11 protein-coding genes are annotated in these 12928 nt (G+C 37.2%); 1 reads left to right on the forward strand and 10 read right to left on the reverse strand.

Annotated features, from left to right (window positions below; genetic code table 11):
* Positions 1-203: 203 nt before the first annotated feature.
* From FD46_RS06975 to FD46_RS07000, 6 genes are all read right to left on the reverse strand, one after another.
* Positions 204-629 (reverse strand): OsmC family protein, encoded by a 426-nt coding sequence (locus tag FD46_RS06975; protein ID WP_057896437.1) that lies wholly within the window; start codon positions 627-629, stop codon positions 204-206.
* Positions 630-860: 231 nt separating this feature from the next.
* The gene (locus tag FD46_RS06980) at positions 861-1490 is read right to left on the reverse strand and encodes a LysM peptidoglycan-binding domain-containing protein (RefSeq protein ID WP_235805596.1); all 630 of its coding nucleotides are present in this window, start codon (positions 1488-1490) and stop codon (positions 861-863) included.
* A gap of 143 nt (positions 1491-1633) precedes the next feature.
* Positions 1634-2713 (reverse strand): S66 family peptidase, encoded by a 1080-nt coding sequence (locus FD46_RS06985; RefSeq protein ID WP_057896438.1) that lies wholly within the window; start codon positions 2711-2713, stop codon positions 1634-1636.
* 230 nt (positions 2714-2943) lie between these two features.
* Positions 2944-4191 carry an MFS transporter gene (locus tag FD46_RS06990; protein WP_057896439.1) on the reverse strand — a complete coding sequence of 416 codons (1248 nt, stop codon included), beginning with the start codon at positions 4189-4191 and terminating at the stop codon, positions 2944-2946.
* A gap of 112 nt (positions 4192-4303) precedes the next feature.
* Positions 4304-5476, reverse strand: coding sequence for an AI-2E family transporter (locus FD46_RS06995; RefSeq protein ID WP_057896440.1), 1173 nt, complete (start codon positions 5474-5476; stop codon positions 4304-4306).
* Positions 5477-5596: 120 nt separating this feature from the next.
* Positions 5597-6952 (reverse strand): FAD-dependent oxidoreductase, encoded by a 1356-nt coding sequence (locus tag FD46_RS07000; RefSeq protein WP_057896441.1) that lies wholly within the window; start codon positions 6950-6952, stop codon positions 5597-5599.
* A 240-nt stretch (positions 6953-7192) separates the two neighbouring features.
* Here FD46_RS07000 and FD46_RS07005 point away from each other — a divergent pair, with 240 nt between their 5' ends.
* A complete protein-coding gene (locus FD46_RS07005) occupies positions 7193-7486 on the forward strand; it encodes a hypothetical protein (protein ID WP_057896442.1) in 294 nt (97 codons plus the stop codon).
* 152 nt (positions 7487-7638) lie between these two features.
* Here FD46_RS07005 and FD46_RS07010 read toward each other — a convergent pair whose 3' ends face one another.
* The 4 genes from FD46_RS07010 to FD46_RS07025 all read right to left on the reverse strand — a co-directional run bounded on the left by FD46_RS07010 (position 7639) and on the right by FD46_RS07025 (position 12784).
* Complete coding sequence (locus FD46_RS07010) at positions 7639-7830, reverse strand: hypothetical protein (RefSeq protein WP_057896443.1); 192 nt, start codon at positions 7828-7830, stop codon at positions 7639-7641.
* A gap of 503 nt (positions 7831-8333) precedes the next feature.
* Entirely contained in the window at positions 8334-10775 is a 2442-nt protein-coding gene (locus FD46_RS07015) for a YfhO family protein (RefSeq protein ID WP_057896444.1), read from the reverse strand.
* A gap of 240 nt (positions 10776-11015) precedes the next feature.
* A complete protein-coding gene (locus FD46_RS07020; RefSeq protein ID WP_057896445.1) occupies positions 11016-11486 on the reverse strand; it encodes an NUDIX hydrolase in 471 nt (156 codons plus the stop codon).
* A 26-nt stretch (positions 11487-11512) separates the two neighbouring features.
* Positions 11513-12784 carry an MFS transporter gene (locus FD46_RS07025; protein ID WP_057896446.1) on the reverse strand — a complete coding sequence of 424 codons (1272 nt, stop codon included), beginning with the start codon at positions 12782-12784 and terminating at the stop codon, positions 11513-11515.
* Positions 12785-12928 lie beyond the last annotated feature (144 nt).

A 12928-nucleotide genomic window follows, 5' to 3' on the forward strand; every position in this document is an offset into this window, starting at 1 on the left:
CTTGGTTACTTTCTGGTTTAGATTTTTGCCATCTATTGCATATTGCAATATTGATAATTGCAATATGCAATAGATGGCAAAAATGCACTCATTAATAATTACAAAAATATACTTCTCCACTGTAAAAATTTTTGTTTAGCTAAACTACCAGTTTCCTAAAGGTTACTATAAGTTGCATAAAAATTTTCAACCTTCTTTATGTTTCACGGTTCCCCCTCTGGAAAAAGATACTTGATCTCTATGTCAGCATTCAAAGATGAATGCACTGTACAATATTTAATCACTGATTTAATGAATGCATCTTCCCTCTTTTTTTCCAAAGAAGAGTCAAGGTTAAACTTAATCGTAATCTGATCAATCTTTGACGTTTTATCAGAGAAACGACGTACACGACCATTAATCTCAGTTTCAAACTTTTTTAGTTTAATTTCAGGGTGGTGTTTAGCAATGTCTGCTGCTGTGATTGAAAGGCAACTGCCGAGCGCACTTAAAAAATATTCTACCGGATTAGGGCCAGCATCTGTTCCTTTCAAGCGAACTGGTTCGTCTGCTAAAAAAGTATGTTCTCTTACTTGGACTTTTACTTGTGCTCCGACATCACGCAGTTCAGTTTTTATTTTATAAGCCATTGTATAACCTCCCTTTTTGTTAACCACTACACACTTCATTATAACTAGTCCTAAGCAGTATTTGTACATTAATGCTTCAGGTGTAATTCCATAACGCGATTCTTCATAACTTATAGAGATGCGCAAAATTTAACTTTCAAATAAAAAAGAACGCAGCCATCAAAATTCCACTGCGTTCTTTCTAAAACTACCTCTTTTTTGTCTTTATATCTCTAATTTTTTTGCTTTAAATTAATACCAGCTATTTACTTTCCAATGTGCCATTGCACTAACCCAAGAACCATATCTCTTTGAAACATAGTCATTGGCTACTTTTTCTTGATTAGCTGGTGAAAAATCACCGCTCAGGTAGCTCTGATCCAACTGATACTTACCGATATACTTGCCATTACGTGCGTTATAATCTCCACCTGACTCATGCTGGACAATATAAGCACGTGCCTCTTTTTCTGCTGTTTCTTTGGAATTATCTGCAGCAACTGTAGTATAAGCAGCAGTCGCATCCGAAATACTGCTCACACTTGGAACCGAGTTATTGCTTGTCGTTTGCCCTGACACATTAGCCGGAATGACAAGCTGCTGGCCAATTAAGATTAGATTCGGATCTTGTAACTGATTATTTTGAGCAATGGCACTGACAGATGATCCATATTTTTCAGCCAGTTCTGAAACAGTGTCACCCTTTACAACAGAAATCGTGCGACCGGTTGATTTTAGCTGCGCTGTTTGACCTAATTTTTCAGTTAAAAGCTGTGAAAACAGCTGTTGTTCTTCTTGAGTCTGGGCAGCTGTTTTCTGTGAAGATCCTGAGGTCTGCTGGACTCCATTACTTATATTGATTAAATCAGTCTGGATACCCAATGCTTTTCCTCCTGTAAATGTCTTTGCACTAATTATAACAACAAAATTAATATTTGTGGCGTTATTTTTTTAATTTTATTTTTCAAAAAATGATCTTTCTATTATCGAATTACCTTGGAAATGACTTTTACCCCGAATAAAAGTTATTCTGTTTCAAATAAAGATTCTGTAATTGTCAGCTTTGCATTATTGAAATCAATTCTCGCTGACAAACCATAGGGAATAATCGTACGGGGATAGGCATGTCCAAAGTTTAGATTTGTCATAAGCGGCAGATTTTCACTTCTTGTGAGTTCAACCAGCTCTTGTTTATATTCACTATAGAAACATTCATTTTGAGGCTTGCCAAGTAAAACTGCCTTGACTTGGTCAAATACACCGCGTTTTTTTAATGCGGACAGCATTTTACTGAATAGAGCTGGAGAAGGGCACTCTTCACTTGTTTCAATGAAAAGAATTTTATCCTTCCATTCGTCGCTGCTAGGAAAAATACCGTATTTAGAAACGAGCTGTGCTTCGTCACTATAGCGCTTTCCAGCAATTATATCGTACAAACTGTCAAGACATCCGCCCAGAAATTTGCCTGTAACGATACCTTCTCCTCGCAAAACTTCATAACCTAAGCTTTCCGTATGTATTTTTCTAGGTACCCCAATTGAAGCCTTCGAAAAGTCTATGCGTTCTTCATACCAAACAGAACTGCTCTTTACAATTTGCGGCACAGAATTATCAAAGAAACGTAAGAAAGTTTTGCGTGTATACGGCAGCATTTTTATTTCTAATTCAGCCAGATCGTTAAGCAGGCTAGGCCCATAGTAGCTGACCATTCCAAGTTTATAGAATAATAAATGATTAATTGTGGTATCTGAAAATCCAGTAAAGATTTTAGGGTGTTTTTTAACTGCGTTTACAAATTCCTTGTCCTCTAATAAATAAGGAAGCAGACGATAAGTATCATCGCCGCCTATAGCACAGATAATTCCTGCAAACGAATCATCTAAAAATGCTTGCTTCAAGTCTGCAGCCCTTGCTTGCGGATATTTCTTTAAATAAGCCAATCCCTTCAAAGAATTCGGCATCAAGACGGGCTCCAGCTCAAATTCTCGTAGGCGTTTCAACCCCAATGCCAGTTCGTGTTCAACCGATTTTTCTCCTAAAATTCCGCTTGAAAGGCTGACAACGGCTATTTTATCGCCCTTTTTTAATTTATTTGGCTTATTCATTGTGGCCTGCCTCCTTGAAAATAACAACAAAAGTATTTTAAAGTGATCTTTTACTAAGAGATGAGTCAAACATCGTGTTTTACCCCGCCCTCTTTGTACTAGCTACAGGCTTTTGCTATTGAAATTCTCAAAATGCCAGATCTTCACAATCGCCACAAGTATCATATTTGCTGCGCTCGCAGTTTATCATGTCAGCCTGCTTTCAACCAAATCTGTATTAAATTACCATTCTATTTCTCTGTAATTAAAGGGCGATTGTTTCTGATTTTTGCCAAGCCAGGCAAAAGCAGCATTACGGTAAAACTAAGTAGATACAGAGCGGACAAAAAACCCATCGTCACGAATAAAGAAAAATGATCCATTAAGATTCCGATAATAACTGAAGAAAATCCTCCGATTGCTCTTCCTACATTCATAATGACATTATTTGCGGTTGAACGAATTTCAGTAGGGTAAAGAAAACTGATCACTGCTCCGTATCCACCAAACATTCCATTTGAGAAGAATCCAACGATTGCACCAATGATTACTAATTGCAAAGTTGATTGCGCTAAAACAATTGCAAAAGTGACTAAAGCTGAAGCAGGCAGAAAAATGCTGAATGCTTTTCGTGCGCCAAAACGATCAAAAAGGCTGCCGAAAACTGTCATTCCTAAACACATACCAATAATTGTTGAAATCATCCATAAGGAAGAACCGGAAACACTCAAACCTTGTTTCTGCTGCACTATCATAGGCAGCCAATTCATTAATCCAAAATAACCTGCAATCTGCACGATCGTCATAACCATCAATCCCAGTGTCTGTAAAGCAATTTGGGGTGTTTCAAAAAGCCGTTTGAATGAAACTTTGTTTTTTGAGGAAACTGTTAAGTGAGTTTTCATAAAATCTTCGCTTTCATGCAGATTTTGCCTGACAAAATACGTCAGGGCTACCGGGATCAATCCTACCAAGAAAAGAGTATTCCAACCATAATGCGGAATAATATATGCGGCTGACAAAGCAGCTAAAATTGCACCAAATTGGCCGCCGATTGCAGCAACAGACGTCATCCGGCCTACATGCTGCTGTTCAAAACTTTCAGCAATCAAGGCAATCCCAACCCCGTATTCACCGCCAGCCCCAATACCGGCAATAAAACGCAATACATAAATCAAGGCAAGGTTATTCGCAAAATACATCATTCCGGTTGCAATAGCAAAAATAAAAATAGTGTATGAAAAAGTCCGTACGCGGCCGAAACGATCTCCTAGAATACCAAAAAGCGCGCCACCCGCCAGCATACCAAGATTGGTAACTGAACCAATCATTCCAGCTGCTGCACTCGAAATATGCAGGCTTGCAATAATGGGTGCAAGTGCAAAGGATAAAAACATAATATCCATATTTTCGAGTGAAAAACCTGCTGAGGTAGACGCGATGACCCACTTCTGTTCACTACTAAGCCGGCTTTGTGCCGGTGATTTTAACTGTTGCATTATTCGATTCCTCCAAAATTGACGATCACTGTCGTCTTTTATTTTGATAATTGCTTTAGCAATTATTTCACAGTCCGTGAGGAAAAGCAAATAGAAATCAAAAGTAAACCGTTTATTTTTTTAAATAGTCTTTTTTTGAAAATCCTGTTTCTTCATATTCACCATATTTGCCGTAAAAACGATTGTAACGTTTTTTAAAGTGGCTGAAAAGATCAATGGTAACAGCTTTGACAAGACAGTAAATCGGAATTCCAAAGACGACTCCTACTATCCCAAGCAGATCTCCCATTACTAATAGGACCAACAAAACAGTAATCATGTGCAGCTGCAGATTGTCCCCCATAATCCGCGGTACGATAAATTGGCCATGCAGGAATTGGACAATAAACCATACGAGTGCGAATTTCACGGCCATCCAAAGTGAACTCTGAAACGCAATAATCAATCCTGGTAAAAATGCAGCAAAAGAACCAATATAGGGAATGACGCTCAAGAAACCCGCTGATAAAGCTAAAGCGCCGGCGTAGTTTAAACCAATCAGTAAAAAGCAGGGCCAGTATATTAAACCAAGGAGTGCTGAAACAATTATTTGTCCTTTAAGGTATCCCCCAATCTGCTGGTCAACGATTTTCCCTAATTCATTAAAGTCATACCTGAATACTGGTGGAACAAGTTTTCGAACAGTCTTCAAAAATTTCTCTTTATCCCGCAATAAAAAGAAGGCAATAATAGGACCCACAATAACAGTTAGGAGCATCGTGGAAAGTGCTGAAAAGAACCCCCCAAAACTTTTTACTCCGCTTTGCAAGTACTTTTCTACAAAACTGTTAATTTTAGTTCCAGATAAATCTATACTTGAAAATGACCTTTCAATTTCTTTCGTATAAGGCAAAGCATTGGTTATCTTATCTAGATTTCGCTGAAATCCTTGCAAAATTTGCGGTGATTGATTTAACAAATCAAGCAGCTGTGTCCTTGCAAGAATTACCAGCTCTATCCCTCCAAAAGTTAAAAGCCCTAAGATAAGAAGATATACAAGTGAAATAATCCAAGTTCTGCCTAAATACTTTTCAAATCTGACTATCAATGGATTGATCAGATAATATAAAATCAGCCCAAAAACAGCTGGTGGTAAAATATTTACCAAAATCGTCGCAATAGGTATGAATATAAAACTGACCTTACTGTACAATAGGATTACAGCACCGATCAGCCCAATTATCAATATCGTGAAAATCAAGTTGCGGCCGCCTAAAAAGCGGATCCACCTACTCTCCTTATCCATAAAAAACCCCCCAACAACCAAATTTTCGTACAGAATATACACTTAGTATACAAAACATTTGGTGTTTGGAGTAGTAAATACCTCGCAGTGCCCGCTCAATCAAAATTCGCTAACTAACCTCTACTGCAAAACTTGGTCAGTCTGATGTTTTTGAGCTGCTTGGCCTAAAAGATTAAGATAGTTAAACGGCTTGTCAAAATGAGGCTGAAAAAGCATATCTACCATGGCAAGGTCATCAATTGTATTTTTATTTTGAATACATAGTGACAACAGATTAGCTGCTTGCGAAATATCTTGTCTGCTAAGAAATGCTCCTCCCAAAATTTTCAGCGACTTTGGATCATAAACAAGCGACATAAGCACCTTTTCTGTAGTAGGCATAAATTCCGGACGATAATTATCCTCTAAAATTACCTGTGCAGCTTCAATCCCTTGTTCTTTTGCCGCGGCTGCAGTCAATCCTGTCGAACACAGCGAGATTCCAAAAAGTACCAGCCCCGAGGTTGCCTGTGTTCCAATACTGCGTACTCTAGGTGCAAATAAATTTTTTCCTACCAGAATTCCTTGACGAATCGCATTAGTAGCCAATGGAATATAAGCAGGTTTTTCAGTCGGATTAAAATGGACAGCAACGCTATCACCCGCTGCTAAGATATCCGGATTTGAGCTTTGCATATATTCGTTTGTGATAATTGCGCCGTTAGGAAGCATATCAATCTGACCAGTAAGAAGACTAGTGTTTGGTCGAAAGCCAATACACAGGATAGCTAGGTCAACTGGAATTTCAGTTTGGTCGGTTTTAACCAGTATTTCACCCTTTTCGTCTTTAAATTCCATTACCCTTTGTCCAAGTGCTAAATCAATTCCTTTTTCTGTGAAAGTTTTTTCAATTTTAGTTGTAAAAGCCTCATCAAAATATTTCGGCATAACCCGTTCTTTTTCATCAATCAAGGTAACTGCATGTCCCTTCAGTCTATAGGCTTCCGCAAGTTCCACGCCGATATAGCCTGCACCAATGACTGCAATCCTGTCTGCCTTGGGGGCTCTCTCAAATAATTCTTGAGCGTGGCTCCAATCTTTGCATAACAGAACCTTGTCATTCTTAATACCTTTAATCGGGGGCACAATCGGCCAAGATCCTGTCGTCATTACCAGCTTATCATAATCTTCTTCCCAGACTTCTTCAGTCTGTAAATTTTTAACTCGTAGTGTATGGTCCTTTGAATTGATAGCGATTACATCGTGCTGTGCAAAAATCTCCGCACCCAATGAACGCAATTCTTGAGGATTTGAGTAAAACAACCCTGCCGGATCTGTTACTTGACCGCCTAAATAAAGTGCAATCCCACAGGAAAGAAAAGAGATTTCCTGGTTGCGTTCAAAAACTTTAACCTGCACATCTTTGTGTTCCTTCAGAATTTCCTTAACTACGTAAGTTCCTGCATGAGTACAACCAATCACTGCTATTTTTTTCATAATTAATTCCTCCATTTTGAGTTGGGGGTGTTTGCTCAAAGATAAACATAACTTAGTTAAATATCACATGGTCTAAACAATTAATCAAGTAAAATGATAGCGCTTAATACAAAATTTAAAAAGTAAAAAACCTTCTTTTACGGACCATTGAGTGTTTTTTTAAAATTATTATTAGTCTAATGATACAATAAGAGTGAATGAAGAAAGCGACTGGGAACTCTGACAGAAAGGAGCAAGACAATGGGGATCTTTAATAACAATAAAATCAAGGGTATACTTGCAGATCGCGGGCTTAACGAAGTCAGCAAAGAGACATCCGAGCAAATTGAAGCTATTATGGGGAATCTTCAAAAACATAGGCTGTTGCGTGACAGTGATCACGTAGACTTTGATACTGAAAGCAATGAAATGAAGGTAGAATTCTTACGCGCACTAGTTGAACAAAATTGGATTATAATCGCTCAAAATGAGCAGATGGTGTCCTCCTTGAAAGAAATTAAAAAGTCTTTAAACCCTTCTTCAAACAAGCCTTAATCGTGAAATTTATACAATCTTTGCCAACTTAATCTTGCCTCAAGCTAAGAAAAATATATTTTTTTAACTACCTAAGGGACTGAAACCAGTAATTATAATATTTCAGTCTTTTATTTTTTGGGGCTACCTTTTTACACGGATAACTCTTAAGTTTACTTAAAAAGCTTAACAACCCCAATTATTAATGCTGTTAAGGTTGAAAGACATGCAATTACAAAACAAGTCACTGCACCTACTATAACAGCTTCAAACGATAATCCCCAAGAAAGGCCTAGTATTATAGAAAACATACATAAAATGGCTAGAATAGAAACGGCTAGAAAAACACTTTGTGCTGAAGACATTTTAAAGCACCCTTTCTTCCAAAAATAACATTAGCAGCTGAACAAACTAAGCAAAAAATAAGATGGTAGAAGCTCTACTCTTTAAGTTCTAAAGAATCATGCTAAATTCAAAAGTTTTCACTTACACTAATAAAGGATTAAAAATAAAATAAAAAGGAACTGCAGCAAAACCCAAGTTTTGTTACAGCCCCTTTTTCGGCTAGTGTCGTTTTGTTCTATCGATCTGTGAAACCTTTTGGTGTGAAGAGCTTTATTGGAGTTCAACAGCAACTATCTACAACGCACCAGCCTTCAAGGAGTACTATAACCCCAAATATATTTTAAATCCTTCTTCCACTCATATGGTGGCTAACTTTTTATTATGGAGTTATCTCTCCTTACACTTTAAGTATATGTAAACGCTCTCTAAAGTCAAGTAAAGTACTCTTTCAGTTTGCAATTATTTCAGTTTTTTATTGATTTTCAGCAAATACATATATAATTAAAAAAAATCTCAAAGAAAATCAGCTGCTACTCTTTTTTCTCAATAACAGCCACTCAATTCCCAACCAGAAAGTACCCAGTAAACTTAAAATCAACCCTGCCCGGCTGCCTGGTGTCTGATAATGCAATATTATTTTTGAGTTGCCCTTAGGCAGCGATACAGCTAAAAAGGTGCCTAATGAACGAGTTGTTTTTAGCTTTTTACCGTTACAAAAAACCTGCCAGCCTGTGTCAAAGGGAATGCTGAATGTCAACATTCTTTTTGTATCAATATTTTTAGTTTCACCGATCAGCCACGAACTGCCGTTTTTATGTTTGAGCTGAAATTCATTTTTTTTAAGCTTCTTCATTCCCGCAAGCAAGCGCGCCTGATTCAAAATTTTGAGATTTTTACTTTTAAATTGTTTCCGGGAATAAGAAGATAACTTTATTTGTATAGTCTCAGTGCCCCTAATCTTTTTTATTTTCTTCAGCACTTGTTGCTGCGTCCCATCTTCATCCAAATAATTTTGGGCACAATACAAAATCCCGGCTGCAGGAGCTTTAATTTTAACCAGATACTTGTCCCTTTCTAAACGCTTAACCTTCAAAACCTGCACATTCTGAAATAGTGTTTTTTCACCAGGCAAAAGTATTTTCCAAATTTTTTCCTGATTTTCAAAAATATTTCTCTTATTAAAGCTGCCCTTCTTAATAGCAGCAGACGTCAAGAGTCCATTTCCTATAGCAGTAGGGTTCCTTATAATTTTTATGCTTTTATCTTTCTGACTCAAGTAATACCTCACATTCAATAGTGAATCAGAAAAATCTGATCCGCCAATGCTGCTGATCCTTCGTACATTCTTACTGAAATAACCCATATTAATAAGAAAACGCCTAACGGATTTATCTAGGGTCGAACTGTAAAGGCTAAGCCCTTCATAACCAAGTAACAATCCATCATTATAATCATTGTAAGTTTGTCGATAAGCGTGTGTAAAAAAGTTCCCTCGTCCTAGTAAACGATAACTAATCGTTTTCTTGGGGTCAGCTTGCAAAATCTTTTTTTGTATGTTTATATAGCTGCTTTCGTAACTGTTTTGATTTCCTAGCTTCATGCCTGCCATACTACCATACAAGTTAGCGCTTAATGCTGCTAAGGTCACGATTATCAATACTGCATTTTGTACTCTTCCTTGCAAAAATACTAAGGCACTTGCAACCAAACCAATCCCGGCAAAGGACAATAAGACCCAGAAATAATCTGATGGAACAAAAACAATGTTAATCAGCAGCAAGCTGCCAAAAATTCCAGCAACCAGCAGCATTTTTCTTTTATCAAAATGCTGACTCAATTGCCATCGCTCGGCTGCTAAAGAAATTGTAAAAAAAATCAAAAAAATCGAATTACGATAAGGAAAACCAGCCGGCCGATTCATTAAATGCCAAATAGTATTAAGCGGCCGCAGCCAAAGTGAAAGAAATAGAAATGAAAGCAGCAAAAAAGCTGCCTTTTTTTCTTTTTTATTGCATCTAGAATCAAGAAAATAAAAAACTGCTAAAATCACTACTAAGCTTCCCATGAAGACACTAGGAGCATGATCCAATCGCTGCAAGTAAGAACTGCCGGAAACACCCATTTGTTTAAAAAAACTTATTCCAAATTCTGGCAGCGGCAAAAACCAGTTAGCTTTAATCCCAGTCTTGGCAGTCTTTTGCATCCCCAAAAAAGTAGGTAAAAGCAAACAGCTCACTAAAAGTACAACTTGTACCAGTGTCTTGAAATAGGTCAATAAAATCCTAATAACTTGTTTGCCCGTATGCTCTCTTTGCCCTAATAGATAGCATAAATAACAAGCAGTAAACAAAACAATCATGTACCCTAAATAGTAATTGCAAAAAATTGCGATAGTCAAACTTATTACAAAAAGACAGCGTTTCCCTTGTAGAGTCAGCCTTTCAAGCCCTAATACCACTAAAGGGAGCCATATAAGCGCGTCAAGCCACATTATATTATAAAAATTCATCGCTACAAAACCATTCAAGGCATACACTGTCGCAAAAAGCCAAATCTGTTTTCTTTGAGGGCATTTTTGTAAAAGATAGTGAGCAAAAGTGAGTCCCATCGCACTTATTTTAAGTAAAATAATAAATTCTACAGCTAGAGGCACCTGCTCAGATCTAAAAAAAAGGCATATTAAATTGAAAGGACTCATCAAATAATAAGCAGCTACTGGGAAAAAATTATCGCCTAGACCTAAAGAAAAACTATAAGCGTTAATTTGGCCTGTTAAAATCTGCCGGCGCATTTCTGTCAAAAAGGGAATATACTGGGTACCTAGGTCGCTCACCAAAAAATTATTGGTGCCGAAAGGGACTATTCCCTTAACTATCCAGACAAGTATCATTAAAAACAAAGGAAGAATTCCAGCTAGGAAGTACGTCTTAAAAGTGCTTATTCTTTGCTTTTCCCAGTTTTCCATTAAAACACCTTCGAAATTGAATTATTTTAGAGCTACAGCTTTATATTATAATTAAAGTGTAGCGTAATTTTGGCGAAAGAGCAAAGATTTTGAAAAGAACGCTTTTTGCGATTCAGCTATATGTGTAATTTTCATGATTAGGCAGATTCGACTATTGGGGCACGTTAATTCATATACTCCAGGTCAAAAAACAAGAGATCAGGTCAAAAACTATATTTTGCCCCAATCCCTTTACTGGTTTCATAAATCATAATTGTCCTTTACCCATTTATCGGCAAGTGCGATCATCTCTGCTGTTTGAATATTAAGCAGCTCAGGTAATTCATTAAAGGAGAAATATTTAAGTGCTAATGTTTCGTCGGTTTGTTTTTCTAACAACTCTCCTCCGATAGGTCGAACCAAAAACAGCTGTGTGATCGTCTGGGCAACATCACCATTAGGATACTCCACTGTCCCTCGATCAAAAGTCTTTAACAGCAATTTTGTTTTTACATCTAATCCGCTGTCTTCTTTAACTTCGCGAACACAAGCTTGTGCATAAGTTTCACCATATTCAAGAAAACCACCAGGTAAACTCCAATTATGAGTATCCGCTCTGAGATTCAAGAGAACCTTGTGTTTGTCATTGAGTACAATACCCGCAGCAGTGTTCAAAATAATCGGTGTATGCCCTACTAATCTTCTGATCATTTTAATGTAATCTTCTTTCATTATTTTCACCTTCTTGATAAAAAATGCTACTCTTTTACTTCCTTTGTGTCTTGTGTTATGGGAGCCTCTTTTAAACGGAGCATAAAAAAGCCCCCCAAAAGAAATAATAGTGCTAGGCTGGCAATACCTAGCTGAGAATAACCTGTCAGCTGGGTTGTTATCGAAAATAAAATTGGTCCTAAAACAGTCGAAAATTTACCGAAAATGTTATAAAATCCAAAAAATTCATTAGCCTGTTTCTTAGGAATGATACGTGCAAAATAAGCACGGCTGAGTGCCTGAATACCTCCTTGAGAAGATCCTACTAAGAGTCCTAGAATCCAAAAATCAAGAACTGTTTTCATAAAAAGGGCATAAAAACAGATAAAGAAATAAACAGCGATAGCTGTCAGCAGCATTATTTTCGTTCCATATTTTTGGGCCAGCCAACCATAAACCAATGTACAAGGGAAAACCACAATATTCAAAACCAGCAGCACAAGCAATAATGTATTAGTTTTTACTCCCATGTCAACCCCAAATGCAGTTGCCATAGTAATAATTGTGTCGACACCGTCAATGAAGAAGAAATAGGCAATCATAAAACCAATTACCTGCTTGTATTTACGAATTTTTTTAAATGTCTCCAGTATTCTGTGACAGCTTTCTTTTAGAGGTGAACGGGGTTTAACCAACCCGTAATGCTGCTCGACATTACGCAGCATCGGGATAGAAAAAGCCAGCCACCAGAGCGTGGTCATTATAAATACTAATCTAATTGTCTGGGTGGAAGAAATTAAACCGAAAGCAGAAGTATTAATTAGCAGCATAGCAACTATAAAAAGTAGTGCACTGCCAATATAACCAATTCCAAACCCGTATGATGAAACTAAATTATTTCGTTCATTGTTAGTCACATCCGTGATAAATGCATCGTAGAACAGGTTTGCTGCTTGGTATCCAACATGCGAAAGGGTATATGTAAAAAGTAACAATTGCCATTGATCAGTAGGGACAAAGAATAATGCTCCCGTCATTATGACGCCCATCCATAAAGAATACCGGAAAAAACGTTTTTTATTGCCAAGATAATCACCCAAAGACCCCAGTAAAGGTGCAAGTATTGAGATAATCAGTGTAGAAAATGAACTCACATATCCCCAATAAGCTGTAGTATCATGTGCCGGCACACCAGCATTACCTGCAACAAATTTGAAGTAGACAGGTAAAATTGCAGTTACAATAATCAATGAATAGGCCGAATTAGCACAATCATATAAAATCCAGCTTTTTTCTTCCTTAGTAAAAGTAAATTTCAAAAATTCTCTTCCTTTCCGGTAACTAACTTGATTCTACATAAAAAAATATTGCCAAGTGTTTTATTTTGGTAAAAAGTACGTCAAGCTTACGTAAAAAACTAATAGCATATATTTATCTAATATACTAAAAACAACTTCCCTTTT

The sequence above is a fragment of the Liquorilactobacillus oeni DSM 19972 genome (assembly GCF_001436275.1).
Taxonomy (GTDB): Bacteria; Bacillota; Bacilli; order Lactobacillales; family Lactobacillaceae; genus Liquorilactobacillus; species Liquorilactobacillus oeni.